The sequence below is a fragment of the Gemmatimonadota bacterium genome (assembly GCA_040388625.1).
Lineage (GTDB): Bacteria > Gemmatimonadota > Gemmatimonadetes > Gemmatimonadales > Gemmatimonadaceae > Fen-1247.
Window position 1 is genome coordinate 435,372 of sequence record JAZKBK010000001.1, and the last position, 18,313, is coordinate 453,684.

Annotated in this window: 18 protein-coding genes; 17 read left to right on the forward strand and 1 reads right to left on the reverse strand. The window is 63.3% G+C overall.

Features of this window, described 5'->3' with window-relative positions:
- The first annotated feature begins 85 nt into the window (after positions 1–85).
- The 8 genes from V4529_01975 to V4529_02010 are packed head-to-tail and all read left to right on the forward strand — an operon-like array spanning position 86 to position 9,127.
- Positions 86–1,486 carry a tetratricopeptide repeat protein gene (locus tag V4529_01975; protein MES2357088.1) on the forward strand — a complete coding sequence of 467 codons (1,401 nt, stop codon included), beginning with the start codon at positions 86–88 and terminating at the stop codon, positions 1,484–1,486.
- Between the two features lie 16 nt (positions 1,487–1,502).
- The gene (gene aroQ, locus V4529_01980; GenBank protein MES2357089.1) at positions 1,503–1,943 is read left to right on the forward strand and encodes a type II 3-dehydroquinate dehydratase; all 441 of its coding nucleotides are present in this window, start codon (positions 1,503–1,505) and stop codon (positions 1,941–1,943) included.
- The gene (locus V4529_01985) at positions 1,943–3,040 is read left to right on the forward strand and encodes an aminopeptidase P family protein (GenBank protein MES2357090.1); all 1,098 of its coding nucleotides are present in this window, start codon (positions 1,943–1,945) and stop codon (positions 3,038–3,040) included. The genes aroQ and V4529_01985 overlap by 1 nt, the downstream gene beginning before the upstream one ends.
- The gene (accB, locus tag V4529_01990; GenBank protein ID MES2357091.1) at positions 3,037–3,531 is read left to right on the forward strand and encodes an acetyl-CoA carboxylase biotin carboxyl carrier protein; all 495 of its coding nucleotides are present in this window, start codon (positions 3,037–3,039) and stop codon (positions 3,529–3,531) included. Before V4529_01985 ends, accB begins: the two co-directional genes overlap by 4 nt.
- Positions 3,532–3,539: 8 nt before the next feature.
- The gene (locus tag V4529_01995; GenBank protein MES2357092.1) at positions 3,540–4,697 is read left to right on the forward strand and encodes a PilT/PilU family type 4a pilus ATPase; all 1,158 of its coding nucleotides are present in this window, start codon (positions 3,540–3,542) and stop codon (positions 4,695–4,697) included.
- 2 nt (positions 4,698–4,699) lie between these two features.
- Positions 4,700–6,058, forward strand: a complete 1,359-nt coding sequence (gene accC / locus V4529_02000) for an acetyl-CoA carboxylase biotin carboxylase subunit (protein ID MES2357093.1) — start codon at positions 4,700–4,702, stop codon at positions 6,056–6,058.
- A gap of 11 nt (positions 6,059–6,069) precedes the next feature.
- Entirely contained in the window at positions 6,070–6,816 is a 747-nt protein-coding gene (locus V4529_02005) for a 2-phosphosulfolactate phosphatase (protein ID MES2357094.1), read from the forward strand.
- Between the two features lies 1 nt (position 6,817).
- A complete protein-coding gene (locus V4529_02010; GenBank protein MES2357095.1) occupies positions 6,818–9,127 on the forward strand; it encodes a DNA translocase FtsK in 2,310 nt (769 codons plus the stop codon).
- Between the two features lie 48 nt (positions 9,128–9,175).
- Here the strand turns inward: V4529_02010 and V4529_02015 are convergent, their stop codons facing one another.
- A complete protein-coding gene (locus V4529_02015; GenBank protein MES2357096.1) occupies positions 9,176–9,385 on the reverse strand; it encodes a hypothetical protein in 210 nt (69 codons plus the stop codon).
- 138 nt (positions 9,386–9,523) lie between these two features.
- Between V4529_02015 and V4529_02020 the strand changes: the two genes are divergently transcribed.
- From V4529_02020 to V4529_02060, 9 genes are all read left to right on the forward strand, one after another.
- Positions 9,524–9,916: a YraN family protein gene (locus V4529_02020; protein MES2357097.1), complete on the forward strand. Its 393-nt coding sequence runs from the start codon at positions 9,524–9,526 to the stop codon at positions 9,914–9,916.
- Positions 9,917–10,058: 142 nt separating this feature from the next.
- Positions 10,059–11,111, forward strand: coding sequence for a recombinase RecA (recA, locus tag V4529_02025; GenBank protein ID MES2357098.1), 1,053 nt, complete (start codon positions 10,059–10,061; stop codon positions 11,109–11,111).
- 122 nt (positions 11,112–11,233) lie between these two features.
- The gene (locus V4529_02030) at positions 11,234–11,698 is read left to right on the forward strand and encodes a regulatory protein RecX (GenBank protein MES2357099.1); all 465 of its coding nucleotides are present in this window, start codon (positions 11,234–11,236) and stop codon (positions 11,696–11,698) included.
- 41 nt (positions 11,699–11,739) lie between these two features.
- Positions 11,740–14,457 (forward strand): alanine--tRNA ligase, encoded by a 2,718-nt coding sequence (alaS, locus tag V4529_02035; GenBank protein MES2357100.1) that lies wholly within the window; start codon positions 11,740–11,742, stop codon positions 14,455–14,457.
- Positions 14,454–14,801 (forward strand): hypothetical protein, encoded by a 348-nt coding sequence (locus V4529_02040; protein ID MES2357101.1) that lies wholly within the window; start codon positions 14,454–14,456, stop codon positions 14,799–14,801. The genes alaS and V4529_02040 overlap by 4 nt, the downstream gene beginning before the upstream one ends.
- A complete protein-coding gene (locus tag V4529_02045; GenBank protein ID MES2357102.1) occupies positions 14,798–15,766 on the forward strand; it encodes an asparaginase in 969 nt (322 codons plus the stop codon). The genes V4529_02040 and V4529_02045 overlap by 4 nt, the downstream gene beginning before the upstream one ends.
- Positions 15,767–15,772: 6 nt before the next feature.
- The gene (locus V4529_02050; protein MES2357103.1) at positions 15,773–17,056 is read left to right on the forward strand and encodes a CCA tRNA nucleotidyltransferase; all 1,284 of its coding nucleotides are present in this window, start codon (positions 15,773–15,775) and stop codon (positions 17,054–17,056) included.
- A complete protein-coding gene (locus tag V4529_02055) occupies positions 17,053–17,586 on the forward strand; it encodes a hypothetical protein (protein MES2357104.1) in 534 nt (177 codons plus the stop codon). The genes V4529_02050 and V4529_02055 overlap by 4 nt, the downstream gene beginning before the upstream one ends.
- Positions 17,583–18,302 (forward strand): ZIP family metal transporter, encoded by a 720-nt coding sequence (locus tag V4529_02060; GenBank protein ID MES2357105.1) that lies wholly within the window; start codon positions 17,583–17,585, stop codon positions 18,300–18,302. The genes V4529_02055 and V4529_02060 overlap by 4 nt, the downstream gene beginning before the upstream one ends.
- Positions 18,303–18,313 lie beyond the last annotated feature (11 nt).

The following is an 18,313-nucleotide window of genomic DNA, read 5'->3' on the forward strand; positions in this document are numbered from 1 at the left end:
TGGACAAAATCAAGGTTGGGGAAGTATCTTCCCCACTTCGCGCCGCAGTCGGCGAAACAAACGTTTCCCCAACGAGAGGACGTTGATGGCCGATACGGGCCGGCTGGACGAGCTAAAACACAAGTTCGACGAGAACCCAAAGCGCTACTTCGCACCGCTGGCCAACGAGTATCGTAAGGCCGGAGACGCCGAGCTCGCGATCGAACTCTGCAGGACCTACCTCCCGCAGCAGCCGAATCACATGAGCGGCTATATCGTGTACGGCCAGGCGCTGCACGATGCCGGTCAGACCGAGGAATCCGCCGCTGTCTTCAAGCAGGCGCTCAGTCTCGATCCGGAGAACATCATCGCCCTCAGGAACCTCGGCGACATCTCCCGAAACGCCGGCGACAACGTCGGCGCCATGCGCTGGTACGGCAAGGTTCTCGAGCTCGACCCGCGAAACGAGGAAATCTCGGCGTTCCTCACCTCGCTTTCCGCGCCCGGCACCAGGGCCTTCGGGCCTCCAGCCGCCACAACGCCCGAACGTCAGGCCCCGCCTACTATTCGCCCCGAACCGGCTCCGGATGCGTCGGCAGTGCGGCTGGAAGACATATTCTCCGAGCCCGACATGGCGCAGACTCCGTTCTCCACTGAAGAGCGGGCCGAGCCGCAGCCAGTCGAACTGGAATCCGAACAAGTGTTCGAAGACGTTTCCAGCGAGTCGTTCGAGGTGACTGAATGGCCAGCCGCGACGGACGCCTCAGCCAATCCCGAATCGGTGTCCACACCGGTCATCGAAGGTCCGTGGCACACTAGCCCCGAAGAGCCGACCGCAGAGTCCGCGGCAGAGGCGATGCACTGGTCGGACGAAAGCGAAGAGGAGCGCACACCGCTTCGATTCGCCGAGTTCATGCCCGAAGAGGAGGCCGCTTTCGCACCGACTCCGGAAGAGCTGGGGCAAACGGAGCCCACGGCGGCACCTGACGTTGCCGCGGAACCCGCGCCCGTAGCCCACGCTGCCCCGGAAATGGCGTCTGCCGCGGCCGAACCGGCAGAGGCTGGCCAAGGTGAGGAATCGGCGCCCGCGGCCGCTCAGGCGCCTGAGCCGCCCGTTGCTCAGCAAGCACCGGCAGCGGCTGATCGTGAGTCATCTCCATTCGTCACTGAGACGATGGCGGCGCTTTATCTCAGCCAGGGGTTGCACGGCGAAGCGCTTGCGATCTATCGTCAGCTCGCCATCCGACGCGACGATCCGGCGCTGCGCCGGAAGATCACCGAGCTGGAGGCTGCTTCTACACAACAGGCTCCCCGTGAAACGGTGCGCGCCTTCTTCGCACGGATCGGCGCGCGCCGGCCCAACGAAAAGGTCGAGATCGCTGCTCAGCACGGGTCATCGCTAGCGGCACTTTTCGGATCTGCCCTGCAGGACGCAAACGACGTTAGCGCTGCGCAGCGGCTCTCGGGTGCGTTCGGCAATCCGCAGTCCGGCGCTTCGCACTCCTGACGCGACCGTGGGTACTCTGCGCGTCGCGGTCATCAACGGCCCGAATCTCAACATGCTCGGTGTTCGCGAGCCCGCGATTTACGGAAGCGAGACACTGGCGCAGATCGAGGCCAACCTGAAGAGTGTCGCTGCGGAGCTGGACGCAACGGTCGACTTCTTTCAATCCAACAGCGAGGGCGACCTCGTAACCCAGGTGCAGAAGCTTCGCGGCGCGGCTGACGGCGCGCTCGTCAATGCAGGAGCGTACTCGCATTCGAGCCTGGCTCTGCGCGATGCGTTTGCCGCAGTCTCGGTGCCGTTCGTCGAAGTTCATCTCTCCAACGTTCATGCGCGCGAGCCCGAGCGTCATCGTCTCGTACTGGCCGGCGCCGCGATCGGTGTGGTGTGCGGACTGGGCAGTTACGGCTACGAGGCGGCACTCCGCGGACTCGTTCGCAACTTGCGAGCGCTCAAGTAATGCCGGATCGTCGTAGTGCTCGCGCCGCGCGGCTGGTCGACGCGTTGACGGAACATCATCTCGACGCGCTGCTCGTCACCGGCCGCGCCAACATCCGCTACATCACGGGATTTTCGGGATCGAGCGCGCTGCTCCTCGTAACGGCGCGTGACAGCGTTCTCATAACGGACTTCCGGTATCAGACCCAGGTTGGCGCTGAAGTCGGCGATCTCGTGCGCGTGCGAGTGGAGGCGACGAGTCTCTGGGACGGGTTGTGGGCCGAGCTCGGCCAGTTTCCCGGGCGCGCGGTGATCGGCTTCGGATCTGCGCACGTCACGCATCGAGAGTTCCAGCGTTTTCTGGATGATGCCGCCGGTGCGCGCTGGCAGTGGCGGCCTCAGGGCGACATCGTCGAGGGCATGCGCGAGTCAAAGGACGAGGGCGAAGTTGCGCTCATCGAACAGGCCGCCGGGATGGCGACGCGCGCTCTCGCGCATGCGTTGCAGCAGGTCCGCGCCGGAATCACCGAGCTGGAGATCGCCGGAATCCTCGAAAAGGCGCTCCGTGATGAAGGAAGCGAAGCGCATCCATTCGAGACCATCGTGGCCTCGGGGCCTCGCTCGGCGCTGCCGCATGCGCGCGCGAGCCGGCGCGTGATCGAGAGCGGCGATCTGCTATTGCTCGATTTTGGCGCCGAATACGGCGGGTACTGCTCCGACGTGACAAGAACCGTCGTCGTCGGGCGCGCCAGCGACGAGGTGCGCGGGCTGTACGACATCGTCCGGGTGGCAAACGAGCGTGCGGCCAGAGCAGTCCACGCGGGAATGACCGGATCGGATGCCGATGCGGTTGCACGCGATTATATATCTGCCGCCGGCTTCGGCGGCGACTTCGGGCACTCGCTCGGCCATGGGATCGGTCTGGAAGTGCACGAGGCTCCGCGGCTGGCACGTACTGCTGCCGCGAAACTCCCGGCCGATACGGTCGTCACCATTGAACCGGGCATCTACCGTCCGGAGTGGGGCGGCGTTCGGATCGAGGATGACGTGTATCTCAGCGCGGATGGACCGCGCCTGCTCACCGATTTTACCCACGAACTGCTGGAGCTGTCCGCGTGATAGATCTGCGCTATGTCAAGAAGCTGGTTGAGATGCTGGACGAGTCCACTGTTGACTCGATCGAGATCTCGACAGAAAAGGGGATGAAGATACGAATCTCCAAGACACCGCAGCAGCGCGGCGGTGTATCCGTCGCCCAGCCGATGGCAATGCCCGTGGCGGCGGTACCGCAGCCCGTGGTGTCCGCTCCGGTTGCGCCGAGCGCAGAGAGCGTGGCGGCAGCGCGCGCGGATGAAGCGCGGGCGAACTACCTCGAAGTCAAGTCACCGATGGTCGGCACCTACTATTCGTCACCGGAGCCAGGAGCGAAGCAGTACGTGACCGTCGGCGAGCGCATCACCAAGGGCCAGACGCTCTGCATCATCGAGGCGATGAAGATCATGAACGAGATCGAGTCGGAGTTCGACGGTGTGGTTCGCGAGATTCTGGTGGACAACGCACAGCCGGTTGAATATGGCCAGGTACTCTTCCGCATCGACCCCAACGCGTAGGCGGCACAATGGGTAGCGCAGAAGCGGGGGCGCCAGCGGGCGCATCGTCGTTCGACTACAAGGCAATACTGCAGCAGATGGTGCAGCGCAACGCGTCCGATCTTCACATCAAGGTCGGCCGCCCACCGACGCTGCGCATCAATGGCAATCTGGTTCCGATGGAGCTGCCGGCCATCAGGCTGGAGGATGTGCGGCACATCGCCGAGCAGTCGATGACCGCGCGTCACATGAAGGAGTTCGCCGAGCTCAAGGAATGCGACTACGCACTCGGCGTTCCAGGTGTTGGGCGCTTCCGCGTCAACGCATATCAGCAGCGCGGGACCATTGCGTATGCGTTTCGCGTGGTGCCCTTCCAGGCGCGCACGATCGGAGAGTTGAATCTTCCTGCCGTGGCCGAGAAGATCGCGATGGCGCCACGTGGACTGGTTCTCGTGACGGGAATCACGGGCTCCGGAAAATCCACTGCGCTCGCGGCGATGCTGCAGCACATCAATCTCAATCGTTTTGCGAATGTCATCACGATCGAGGATCCGATCGAGTTCCTCCATCGTGACATCAATTCGCATATCAACCAGCGCGAAGTCGGCAACGACACGACGACGTTCGCGCAGGCACTTCGTCGCGTGCTTCGTCAGGACCCGGACGTGATCCTGGTGGGCGAGATTCGAGATCTCGAGACGCTCGACACCGCGCTTCAGGCGGCTGACACGGGGCACCTCGTCTTCTCGACGCTGCACACGACGGACGCAACGCAGACCATCAATCGCATCCTGTCGTTCTACCCGCCCAACCAGGCTGCCGAGGTGCGCTTCATGCTGTCGAGCGCGCTCCAGGCGATCGTGTCACTGAGACTGGTACCGAGAAAGGACGGCGCGGGCCGCGTGCCTGCGGCTGAAGTTCTGATCAATACACAGGCGGTCCGCGACAACATCCGCGACGTCGAGAAATCGCTAAACATCCCGGATCTAATCCGCGAAGGGACGGTTCATTACGGAATGCAGAGTTTCGACCAGAGTCTCATGTACTGGTACACCAAGGGCGTCATTACGTACGAGGCTGCACTCGCTGCAGCAACGAGCCCGAGTGAATTTGCGCTGAGAGTGCAGGGAGTCGCAGGAGCAAGCGACACGCACTGGGACGCCTTCACCGAAGCCGGTGTTCAGTAGCGGTGTTCAACAAGATTCTCATTGCGAACCGCGGCGAGATCGCGCTGCGTGTAATTCGTGCGTGCAAGGAGCTGGGCGTACAGACCGTTGCGGTCTATTCCGAAGCTGATCGCGAATCGTTGCATGTGCGCTTCGCCGATGACGACGTCTGCATCGGTCCGCCGCCTGCGCGCGAATCGTATCTGAACATCCCGAGACTGATCGCCGCCGCGGAGATAACCGGTGCGGACGCGATTCATCCGGGCTACGGATTCCTTGCCGAGAACGCGGAATTCGCCGAGACCTGCGTAGCGTCCAATATCGCGTTCATCGGTCCGACGGCGGAGCAGATCCGCGTCATGGGCGACAAGGCCTCGGCCCGTCGCGCGATGCAGGCCGTCGGAGTACCCATAGTTCCAGGGTCACCTGGGCCTGTCGATGATGTGGACGAGGCGCTCAGGTTTGCGGTCGAGATCGGATTCCCGGTCATCATCAAGGCCTCGGCCGGAGGCGGCGGAAAGGGAATGCGTGTCGCGGCGGATCCGGACGATTTTGCGCGCGCCTTCCAGCTGGCGCGATCGGAAGCGCTTTCGGCGTTCGGAAACGGCGACGTGTACGTCGAGAAATATCTCGCGCGGCCACGGCACATCGAATTTCAGATCATGGGTGACTCGCACGGGAACGTGATTCACCTGGGGGAACGCGACTGCTCGGTACAGCGAAGGCACCAGAAGCTGATCGAGGAGGCGCCGAGTCCGGCGATGACGCCGGAACTGCGCCAGGCGATGGGCGACGCTGCGGTGCGCGGCGCCAAGGCGATCAACTACGTCGGCGCCGGCACCATCGAGATGCTGTTGAACGAGGACAAGTCGTTCTACTTCATGGAGATGAACACCCGCATTCAGGTCGAGCATCCTGTCACGGAGATGCTCACGGGCATCGATCTCGTGAAGGAACAGATACGGGTTGCATCGGGCGAGCGGCTCAGCGTTACGCAGCTGCCGCCGCTGCGCGGCCACGTGATCGAATGCCGTGTGAACGCCGAGGATCCAGCCCGCAACTTTCAACCGTCGCCGGGACGGATCGACGTATTCCATCCACCCGGCGGCCCGGGCGTCCGTCTCGACACGCACGTGTATACTGGCTACAGCGTGCCGCCGTACTATGACTCGCTGCTGGCCAAGCTGATTTGCCAGGGGCGCGATCGCGACGAAGCGATCCGGCGCATGCAGATCGCGCTCGAGAGCTTCATCGTGGAAGGCGTCACCACTACGATCCCATTCCTTGCGCGCGTGATGCACAACGCCGATTTTCAGGCGGGCAAGGTCGACACGAAGTTCCTCGAGCGCGAGGGTGCCGCGCTCATCGCGGAGCTCAACTAGGACACAAGACATTGCGGTTGGATGTATATCTTACGGCCGACGAGCTCGCGGAGACCGATCGCGCAGGCCGCGTCATTGCCGTTATCGACGTTCTGCGAGCCTCGACCAGTATCGTCACTGCACTCGCCAATGGCGCTCGTGCAGTGGTCCCGTTCGAGGATGCAGATGAGCTGATGACCCGCGCCCGGCAGTTCGAGCGCGGTGACGTTCGTCTTGCCGGAGAGCGGAAGATGCTGCCCATCGATGGCTTCGACATGGGCAATTCGCCGGCACAGTTCACGTCGGCTGCAATCGATCGACGCACGGTGCTGCTCACCACCACCAATGGCACGCGCGCGCTGATCGCTGCGCAGGGCGCAACGGACGTGGTGGTCGCCTCGTACGTCAATCTCTCCGCCGCCACAGCCATGCTGCGCACCGCGCTGCGTGGCGGCAGCGACGTCGTGCTGGCGTGCTGCGGACAGGACGGACATTACGCGCTCGAAGACGCGGCATGCGCCGGCCGATTCGTTCGTACGGTGACCAGGCGCCTCTCAGGCGTAGCGATGAACGACGCAGCGCATTCGTGCGCGCTGCTCGCGCGCAGCTATGGTGATGAGATCGGCTCGATCTTCCTCGATTCGGCGCACGGACGCGCTCTGTCGCAGGCGGGATTCCATGATGACCTTGCGCTCTGCGCGGCCGTCGATGCATATCCGATCGTGCCAGTATTTGCGGAGCGCCAGATAACCAGACTCGGCAGCGATCGGGAGCGATAAGGTGGCCGACGCGGCGCTGAAGCGCGAGGTGCAGGCGATTGCGCTGCTGCTGCTTGCGGTCTTTCTCGCAGGCGCGCTGATGCTGCATGGCTGGAGCGAGATGCGCGGCGTACCAGCCGCGGCAGGAAGCTTCGGATCCGTCGGCGCGCTCGCCGCACGGTCGCTCATCGTCGTGTTTGGCTGGGTCGGGTCATCGCTTCTTCCGGTCGCTCTCGCGGTGCACGCTCTGCGTGTATTCGGCCGGATGAGCGGAGGTCGGGACCGTTCGTGGCTCATCTTTCTGCTCGGCATGGTGATCGTGCTGCCGTTCGGCGTGGCGCTCGCGATGGGTGCAACGCGCGACGACAACGTCCTCTCCGGAGTCATCGGCGGGATACTCGCGTTCTACACCACGCAGCTTACGGGGCCGGTTGGGGCGTGGCTGCTCTTCATGCTCGCACTGAGTGTGCTCGCCGCGGCGACGCTCTCGTGGAATCCGATCCGCATGCTGGTCGGGCGGGAGATAAAGCCGGTCATTGCCTCTACGGAACAGGCTGCAGCGCTCGACGACACGTACAACCCGCCGCGCGTCCGCAAGCAGAAGCTCCTCGCGCAACAACTCGAGCCCGAGCCGGAAGAGATGCCCGTGATCGACGAGGCACTGTCCGCGCCGTTCGAGCTGCGCAAGGACCGGAGTCGTCGCCGTCGTGGCAAGGATCGCGACGCGGCATCCGCTGAAGATCGTGTCGCCGCGGAGATCGAGGCGAGCGACGTAACGCATGAACGGTTCGACGATGAAGATCTCCCGACGCCGGACCTGCTGACAGCGCCTGCGCCGCGCAACATGGACGCCAACCGTCGCGATCTCGACGCCGCGGGCCAGCGATTGATGGACGCGCTGCGCACGTTCCGCGTCGACGGCGAGCTGGTTGGCCGCACGACCGGGCCGGCCGTGACCCAGTTCGAGATCGAGCCTGCACCGGGGGTCAAGGTCCGCCAGATCGCGAATCTCGCGAACGATCTCGCGCTTGCGATGCGCGCGCAGAGCATTCGTGTCGTGGCGCCGATTCCGGGGCGCGGAGCAGTCGGCGTCGAGGTTCCAAATCCGGTTCCCGAGATGGTAGCGTTCCGCGAGCTGCTGGAGTCGCAGGATTTTCAGTCAGCGCGCGCCGCACTTCCGATCGCCCTGGGAAAGGATCTCGCGGGCAAACCCGTGATCGCGGATCTTGCGAAGATGCCGCACCTCTTGATTGCCGGCGCAACGGGGTCCGGTAAATCGGTTTGCGTCAACACGCTCATCACCAGCCTGTTGTACCGGCACACGCCACGCACGCTTCGCTTCCTGATGGTTGATCCGAAGATGGTGGAGCTTTCGGTGTACAACATGATCCCGCATCTGCGGCACAAGGTTGTCACCGACAACCGCGACGCGGCGGCGGTACTCAAGTGGGCCGTGTACGAGATGCAGTCGCGTTACGAATTGCTGGCGGCGAACAACGCCCGCAACATTCAAGATTTCAATCGGAAGGTCACGGAAAAGGCACCGCTCAAGAAGCCAAAGACGCCGAACGTCGCGTTCGAGGACCTCGAGTACAAGGACGACGTCCTGCCGTATATCGTCGTCATCATCGACGAGCTCGCCGACCTGATGATGACGGTGCAGGGCGAGGTCGAGACTCCGCTCGCGATGCTGGCGCAGAAGGCGCGCGCGATTGGAATCCATCTCATCCTCGCGACGCAGCGTCCGAGCGTGAACGTCATTACCGGTCTAATCAAGGCGAACTTCCCGAGTCGCATCGCGTTTCGCGTCGCGAGTCAGATCGACAGCCGGACGATCCTGGACGGAATGGGTGCGGAATCATTGCTCGGCAACGGCGACATGCTGTTCATTCCGCCAGGCAAGTCGGAGCCCGCGCGTCTGCAGGGTGCGTACATCTCGAGCGAGGACACCGAGCACCTTATGGGCTGGTTCGAGGCGAGGAAGAAGGCTCGCGCCTCCGGCTTTGCGGCGGTCGATGAAGCGCCGGGCGAGAGCGACATTCTCGAAGCGGTGCGGAAGCTGGATGCCGAGCGCGCTGGCGGCGGTGAGGACGGTGACAGCGGCGAGGACGGCGATCGCGACAAGCTGTTCCGCGAGGCCGCCGAGATCGTGATCCAGAACCAGAGCGGATCGACCTCGCTGCTTCAGCGCCGTCTGAAGATCGGATACGGCCGCGCCGCGCGCATCATGGACCAGCTTCAGCTCGCGGGCGTACTTGGTCCGTCCGACGGTCCCCGCGGGAGAGACGTGCTGGTGGGACTCGAAGATCTCGAGCGGATCGCGCCGCGGTAGTGCACCTCGTCACCCACCCCTCGGGCGGGATGACGATGAGTCAGCCTCTCAGTCGCCGCGCGGCTTGAGCAGATCGCTTGCGCGCAGGCCGTGGTATTCCTTCTGTTGCGCCTCCACCCAGACGTTGTACACGTAGGGATCGCCGCTGCCACCGCCTTTTTCGTCGGCCATCTTCTCGAAGCTCTTCGTGATTCTGCCGAGAGGCTTTCCGGGGACGCTCACGATGCGGACGTGGTCCCCAACTACGATACTTGCCATCCGAAAAAGCTAGCGACGGTGTCGGCTATGCGCGCCTGCGAGTGCCGGGCGATTGCGAAATACATCCGCGCAGCGATTGGATCCCGCGCGAGGATGCGGGCTACGCCGCTCTCGACGCCGTGATGCTAGACTCGTCTCATGCTCACCGGACGACAGCGGCTGGGAATCAGGGGCGAATCGATCGCTGCCAGGTGGCTGGTGCTCCGAGGGTGGGAGATTCTGGACCGGCGGTTCCGGAGCGGCCATCGTGATATCGACCTGGTGGTTTGCAGGGCCGAGGAGGGCAGCGCGGGCCGGATTGTCGCTTTCGTTGAGGTCAGGACTCGATATTCGACGGATTTTGGGACGCCTGCCGAGACGGTCGGGTGGAAGAAGCAGCGTGAGTTGGCTAGGTCGGCGCGTGTCTGGGTGGCTTCGAACAGATGTTCGGGAGACCAGTATCGGTTTGACGTCGTGGGGGTGATAGTGGGTACGGCTCGGGTTCAGATTCAGTATGTGCCGGACGCCTTCTGGTTGCGCTCCTTCGGTTGATTTTCGGTCTGATAGTTCGTATTTTGTTCGGGGCCTCTGCGGTGCGAAAGAACCTGGGGAATCCCGGCGGTTTTGCCCGGAAACACGAATCCGGATCGGGCAGTCCGGAGTTATCTTACATCAGCGAAAGGAAAAGGGACCAATGGGTGCTTCCACCATGCAGGACGACAAGAAGAAGGCGTTGAACCTCGCGGTGGCGCAGATCGAGAAGAACTGCGGCAAAGGTTCAATCATGCGGATGGGGACGAGCACCGCTGGTGTGCGCGTTGACTCGATCTCGACAGGCGCCATCAATCTTGATGCAGCGATTGGAATTGGTGGTATTCCAAGAGGCCGAGTGACCGAGATCTACGGTCCGGAATCGAGCGGCAAGACGACGTTGTGTTTGCACGTCGTTGCGAATGCTCAGAAGAACGGCGGCGTCGCTGCCTACATCGATGCGGAGCACGCGCTCGACACGGAATACGCAGGCAAGCTCGGCGTGGATGTGGAGAATCTCCTGGTATCGCAGCCTGATACAGGCGAGCAGGCGCTGGAGATCTGCGAGATACTCGTGCGCTCCGGTGCGGTTGACGTTGTGGTGATCGACTCGGTTGCGGCGCTTGTTCCGAAGGCCGAGATCGAAGGTGACATGGGCGACTCGCACGTCGGATTGCAGGCACGACTTATGAGTCAGGCGCTTCGCAAGCTGACTGGTGCGATCGCGCGATCCAACACTTCGGTGATCTTCATCAACCAGCTGCGCGAGAAGATCGGAGTGATGTTCGGCAATCCCGAGACGACGACGGGTGGAAAGGCACTCAAGTTCTACGCGTCTGTTCGCCTCGACATTCGCCGCATCGGGCCGGTAAAGGACAAGGAGGACGTGGTGGGATCGCACGTCCGCGTGAAGGTCGTCAAGAACAAGGTCGCCCCGCCGTTCAAGCAGGCCGAGTTCGACATCATGTACGCGGAAGGGATCAGCCACTCCTCGCTGGTGCTGGATATTGCCGCCGAGAACGGCATAATTGACAAGTCGGGCGCGTGGTACAGTTATGGCAGTCAGAGGATCGGGCAGGGTCGTGAGAACGCCAAGCTCTACCTCAAGGACAACGCTGCCTTGATGTCGGAAGTAGAGATAAAGGTGAAGGCTCTGCTCGGAATTACCGCTACGACAGCGGTTGCAGCCGAGCCCGAGGCGGTCGAAGAGGTTTAACCTCTCTCGGTCCATAAACGGATGTGTCGCCGAGTTGGTGCGGTTTGTAGGAGATGGGGCCCGGACTCCCCGCCTAATGCGAATCGTATCGGCTCGGCGACTGTCGTTTCCGGCTGACAGCTGTGGCACAGACGCCATATAACCGCGCGCTGGACCTGCTCTCCGCACGACCCTACACGGTGCGCCAGTTGCGTCGCAAGCTCGCCCAGAAGGACGTTCCGGCCGATGAGGTGGAGGCTGTCATCCAGCGCTTGCTCGGTGCCGGTCTGCTGGACGATGAGCGGTATGCGCTTGGCTATGCGCGATCCAAGCTCGTGGGACAGGGCTCGTCGGCGCGGCGGATATCGCAGGAACTCGCGCGGAAGGGTGTGAGCGCCGAGCTGAGCAAGCAGGCCATCGCGCAGGTTGTGATCGATGAGGAGATCGATACGCGAGCCGTCGTCGAGCGAGTAGCGCGCAAGAAGCTCGCGTCGATGGGCGATCTGGAGCCGGTTGTATTGCGGCGCCGATTGTTCGCGTTTCTGGCTCGCCGCGGATATGAGATGGACGAGATTCGCGAAGTCGTCGCTGCCGTGGGGAAGACGTAGGGCGAGAGCGTGGACTCAGCCTGTCTATATTTCAAGGCTATATGCAATCGTCCGAGATCCGCACCCGTTTCCTTGAATTTTTCGAGCGCCAGGGCCACAGGATTCTTCCCAGCTCCTCGCTCGTTCCCACTGACGATCCCACGCTGCTGTTCACCAATGCCGGGATGGTCCAGTTCAAGCGCGTTTTCCTTGGCAACGAGGAGCCGCCGACGCCTACGCGACGCGCGACCACGTCGCAGAAGTGCGTGCGCGCCGGCGGCAAGCACAACGACCTCGAGCAGGTCGGGCACACCGCGCGGCATCACACGTTCTTCGAGATGCTGGGCAACTTCTCATTTGGTGATTACTTCAAGCGCGAAGCGATCGGATTCGCCTGGGCGTTTGTCACCGGCGAACTCGGCCTGGCACCGGAGAATCTTCGTGTCACCGTGTTCCGCGAGGATGATGAGGCTCGCGCTCTGTGGATGGAGTTAGCGGGGCTTCCTGATACTCGCGTATTCGGACTCGGCGAGAAGGACAACTTCTGGCAGATGGCCGATACGGGTCCGTGCGGTCCGTGCACGGAGATCTACGTCGATCTCGCGAAGGTCGCGCGCGACTGGAAGGCGCCAGCGGGCTCGAGTGGGAGCTGGACCAATCCCGACCTCGTGGACTTCGACACCGAGACGTTCGTCGAGGCTGCTGAAGCGGGACGGTTCGTCGAGATCTGGAATCTCGTCTTCATGCAATTCGATCGTCAGCCTGACGGAACTCTGGCTCCGCTGCCAAGGCCGTCGGTGGACACCGGTGCAGGGTTGGAGCGCATCGCCGCGGTGATGCAGGGAGTTGCGAACAACTTCGACACCGATCTGTTCACGCCGCTCATCGCATCCGTCCAAGCGCAGCTGGGCCCCGTCGCGACTTCCGACGTCGACGACCGAGTCGCCGCGACGCGCGTCATAGCGGACCATGCTCGCTCGATCGCATTTCTGCTGGCAGACGGCGTGTATCCGTCGAACGACGGACGTGGCTACGTGCTGCGTCGCATTCTGCGACGCGGTGTGCGCTACGCGTGGCTGCTCGGTCGACGCGAGCCGACACTGACGCCCGTGGTGGAGCGCGTCATCGACATGATGCGCGACGTGTATCCAGAGCTGCATCAGCGCAGACAGCACATTCTCGACACGACACGTGCGGAAGAAGAGCGTTTTCTCGCGACGATCAACGGCGGAATGCAGCGCTTCGACGAGCTTGCCCCGGCAAAGACTACGCAGGAGCGTACGATCGCCGGCGAGGACGCGTTCAAGCTTTACGACACTTACGGCTTCCCGATCGATCTCACCGAGCTCATGGCGCGCGAGCGGGACTACACGGTCGACATCCCCGGGTTCGAGCGCGCGCTCGCGGCACAACGCACGCAATCACAGGAAGAGCGTCGCTCGCGCAAGCTCGGCGTCGCGGCCGATGATCTGGGTGATGCGAACGCCTGGTCGGATGTCAGCGGTTCTCTTGCGGATGCGCTTTCGACCGCACGGTTCGTAGGGTACGAGCGAATGGACTCGGAGACTGACGCGATCGCCGTGCGACCATTGAGTGATGGACGCGTCGCCGTATTGCTGCGCGAATCCCCGTTCTACGCCGAGTCAGGCGGACAGGTGTCGGATGGCGGCGAGATTGTCGGAGAGGGATGGCGCGTCGCGGTCGAAGATGTGCGCAAGCTGGACGGCAAGCCGATCGCGATTGGCAAACCGACGGGTAACGTCACCCGTGGTATCGCTCGCGCAACGGTCCCGCGCGATGTGAGATTGGACACTCAACGGAATCATACTGCAACGCATCTGCTCCATGCGGCGCTGCGCGAGACGCTCGGCGATCATGTGCACCAGGCCGGCTCGCTCGTCGCACCAGATCGTCTTCGGTTCGACTTCACGCATACGGGGCCGCTCACGCGCGAGCAGGTTGAGCGTGTGGAGGAGATCGTCAATCGTGGCGTTCTCGCGGCAGTGCCGGTTACGACCACGGAGCGTCCGTATGAGGACGCCGTGTCCTCGGGCGCCATGGCGCTGTTCGGTGAGAAGTATGGCGACGTCGTACGCGTGGTCGATATTCCGTCGCTGTCGCGAGAGCTGTGCGGCGGGACTCACGTTGGAAATACCGCCGGGATCGGGCTGTTCAGCATCGTCAGCGAATCGGGGATAGCGGCAGGAGTTCGCCGCATCGAAGCGATCACTGGTACCCGTGCGTACGAGGCGGCGCGCGATCGCGAGCGGCTGCTCGGCAGCATCGCCGAGGCTGTGAAGGCGACACCGGCGACTGTGCTACGACGCGTACAAACGGTGGTCGAGGAACGACGTGTGCTGGAGAAGCGCGTGTCCGAGCTGATGCGGGGCGGTGGAGGCGGGACGAGCGGACCGGTTCAGCAGCTGCTGGATGGCGCTGTTTCCGTCAATGCGTTGCGACTCGTTGCGCGCGAAGTGGCGAGTGCGGATGCCAAGTCGCTACAGGAACTGGCCGAGGCAGCTCGCGAGAGCGCTTCCGACGTGATTCTGATTCTTGTTAGCGCGATGGATGGCGGCAAGAACGCAGTGATCGCCGCTGTCGGTGATGTTGCGCGCGAGCGTGGCGCGCGCGCGGATGTGATCGTCAAGACGCTCACCCAGGAATTCGGTGGACGCGGCGGCGGTAAACCCGCACTGGCTCAGGGTGGTGTGCCAAACGCCGACGTGTTTCCGGCGCTGATCGCGCGTGCCGAGGCGATAGTCGCCGAGCAGATCGCGTGACGGCGACGCATGAGTCGCTGGGAGCGTGGCTGGATGGCAAGCTCGAATCCGTGCCGCAGGAGCTGGCCGTGCGCATCCGTGCGGTGCTCCCGCCCGACTGGCGCGCTGCGTCCATCGCAGATGCGCCGTCGTTTCTGACCAACGCCGCCTCGTGTGAGCTTCGCGGTTTGCTCGAGCGCGGGTGCGAGGAGCGTTGGGCGGCGCCCGGATTGCTCGTCGTGGATGCGCTTGTCACGTATGCGTGCGAGCTCGTCGCGCTGTCGGGGGGCGACATGGACGCCGGCTCCGTGGCAATTCTGAACGCAGTGGGGGCGACGCTGCCACCGGAGGAGTCAGCCACGTGATCGTCATCCTGTTCACCGGTGGCACGATCGCAATGCGGAACGATCCGACGGCGCGCGGCAACACGCCTGCGTTGACCGGTGCGGAGATCGTGAAGGCGACCCGTGGCATCGACAATACCAGTGCGGTGGAGACCGAGGATTGGGGCCATTTCCCCGGACCGCACATGAACGTCGCGCGCATCTGGGCACTCCGGAATCGCATAGCGGAGCATCTCGCACGCGACGAAGTCGCGGGTGTCGTCGTCACTCACGGTACCGACACGCTCGAAGAGTCGGCGTACTTCGTTGCGCGCGCACTGTCGTCGCCCAAGCCAGTCGTGTTCACTGGTGCGATGCGCACGCAGAGCGACCTCGGCTGGGACGGACCGGCGAACCTGTTCGAAGCGGTGCACGTAGCTGCGAGCCCCGCGTCGGTGGGGCAGGGCGTAATGGTGGTTCTGAGCGGGCAGATTTTCACGGCACTCGATGTTACCAAGTCGAATACACAGCTGCTCGATGCGTTCGAGAGTCCGGGGTTGGGTCCGATTGGATATCTTGACGAAGGCGAGGTTATCTTCCGGCGCGAGCTGCCAGCGCTGATCCCGCCAATCATACCAGTCGCGCCGGCGACCCCCGTCGACATTTTCTTCGCGTCCGCCGGCTGCGACTCCCGGTTGCTCGATGCAGTGCGCGACGAGTCGCGCGGAGCGGTGATCGCGGCGATGGGCCGTGGTAACGTGCCGCCCGAAATGGTGCCGGGGATCGGCCGCTACATCGCCGACGGGAAGCCCGTCGTGATAACGTCGCGTACGGGCGGTGGACGCGTAGGTCACACCTACGCTTATCCGGGGGGCGGGCGCACACTGGAAGACATGGGAGCAATTCTGGCCGGCTCCCGTCGCTCGCAGCAGGCGCGCATCGATCTCATGCTGGCGCTGGGCGCCGGTGTGAGTGACGGGGAATTGCGCGCACTGTTCTCGAGCTGAGATCGCATGCCGTTGATGCAACCGCCAGAAACCGTGGTCGAGATCACGCGAGTACTCGAAGCCGCAGGTTACGAGGCCTGGTGCGTTGGCGGTGGCGTGCGCGACGCACTGCTCGGCATCCCCAACCTCGACTGGGATCTCACCACCAGTGCAAGGCCGTTGCAGGTTCGCAAGTTGTTCAAACGCACCGTACCCGTCGGAATCGAGTTCGGGACGATCGGCGTGCTGGATGAGAAGAATGTGATGCACGAAGTCACCACGTTCCGATCGGACGTCGAAACCGACGGACGGCACGCAGTCGTGAAGTTCGGCGAATCTCTCGAGGATGACCTCGCGCGCCGCGACTTCACCATCAATGCGATCGCGTATTCGCCATCGCGCGATGAGCTGCGCGATCCGTTCGGCGGGCAACGCGACATCGCGGAGCGCGTTCTCCGCGCTGTCGGCGTTGCCAAGGAACGCATGCGTGAAGACAGATTGCGCGCTCTGCGCGCGATCCGGTTCGCGTCGCGTTTCGGCTTCACCGTGGACCCTGCAACGTGGCAGGCGATTCTCGTGAGTGCACCGCACCTTGGCAGACTTTCGCCAGAGCGCGTGCAGCAGGAGATCGTCAAGACGATGAATCAGGTTGCGTTGCCGAGCACCGCATTCCGGATGTGGCGTGACAGCGGTGCGTTTGCGGAACTCGTTCCGGGGCTCGCGGGCATTACAGACGTCGAGCTACTGGCGCTCGATCACTTGCGCCTGCCGCAACTTGCCAGACGCCCGCAGCGCTTGCAGCTTCGTCTCGCGGGACTCTTTTCGGCAGCTCGTCCTGGCACGGTACACGCCATGCTCAAAGCGTTGCGCTTCTCGAATGCGGATGCCGCATGGGTCGGAGGCCTCGTTGAGCGCTGGCACGAGATGGGACGCGGAATGAAGAACGAGCTGATGCACTCCGAGGCGCCGGCTGATTCAGTCTTGCGCTCATGGGCGGGCCATGCTGGTCGCACGCGGCTCGCTTCATTGCTGCGCATCGCTGACGCTCACTGGTGGGCCGAGCGAGAACGGGGTAGGCCGGCGCCATCGCGCGAGCGTGTGGAGTCCGTCTATCGCCGCGCGATTCGGATTGCATATCGCGATCCGGTTGAAATCTCGGACCTTGCTGTCAACGGCGACGACCTTCACGCGATTGGCATCACGGGAAAGCAGCTGGGGCAGACACTGCGCGCGTTGTTGCAGTACGTTCTTGAAGATCCGAGTCGGAATACGCCCGACATGTTGTTGAGCCGTGCACGGGGAGACGCATGATCTTTCGCAGCAGACCGCAGCAGGCAACCGTCTGGCGGAGGTTCCGCTCCGGTCACGACGGGTTCACCTTCGAGGAGTCCCGGGAAGGTTACTTCGAAGCGCACGTTGCCGCGAATGCGGAACGCGCGGTCGATCTGACGCATCTGCTTGCAGAGCATCTTCCGCCGGCTGTCGACGTCGCACTCACCGATCATCGCAGCAAGACCACGTGGAACGGCGTCGACATCGCGCTACCCGACGTCCGGGATGCGATCGCGCGCCTCAAGGTGCCACTTGCGACGTATGCGGGAGTGGACATCACGATCTTCACGCCGGAAGATCAACTGTCGTTGACCGCGGAGCTGGATCTGTATGCATTCGGCCGCAGTGACCGCTGGTTGTATCTGCTGCAGGCGCTTGGACTTGAACAGTATGGTGCGGTGGCGGAAAGAGGCTGGCGTGGTCAGCCATGGGATCGCTCACCGGCCGCTGTGCTCACCACGGCTCTCGTTACCGCGGCCGAGCGGCTATCGCTCACCCGCTCACCGTGAGCGTACCCGCGCTGATTGCGGCGATCGCTGCCGCACTCGCGAACGTGTTGGGCGCTGCACTTGTAACTGGTCGACGCGTATGGAGCCCGCGCGATCTCGACATGATGATCGCGTTTTCCGGCGGGTTCATGATATCCGTTGCGGTCGTGGACATGATCCCGGACGCGATTACGACGCACGGTGTGGCCGCGGGCTGGATGGTACTAATCGGATATCTCGCCGTTCATCTGACGCAACACACACTCATACCGCACTTCCACTTTGGCGAGGAAACTCACCACGTCACGCGGGCGGTCGGCATCTCGGCGCTCATCGGCCTCATGCTGCACATGTTGATGGACGGGGTCGCGATCGCGAGTGGGTTCGCAGCTGGATCGACTGTCGGATCGCTCGTAGTTGCTGCGATCATCCTGCACAAGCTGCCCGAGGGATCGACGGTGTCGAGCCTGCTGCTGGCGGCCGGTTTCAATCGGCGCAATGCGCTTGGTGCCGCCGCGCTGCTCGGGCTCGCAACCGTGGTCGGTGCACTGCTGACGGTGAGCTTCGCGCCCCTGTCGGAATATGGCCTCGCGCTGTCCGGTGGTGTAACGGTGTACGTGGCCGCGTCGAATCTGGTCCCCGAGTTCCAGCACAAGCATGGCTGGCGCTTCCCGGTCGCATTCTTTGGTGGGTGCGTGGCGTTCGGCGCGGGACATGCTCTGCTGGCGATGGTCTGACCATGGAGAAG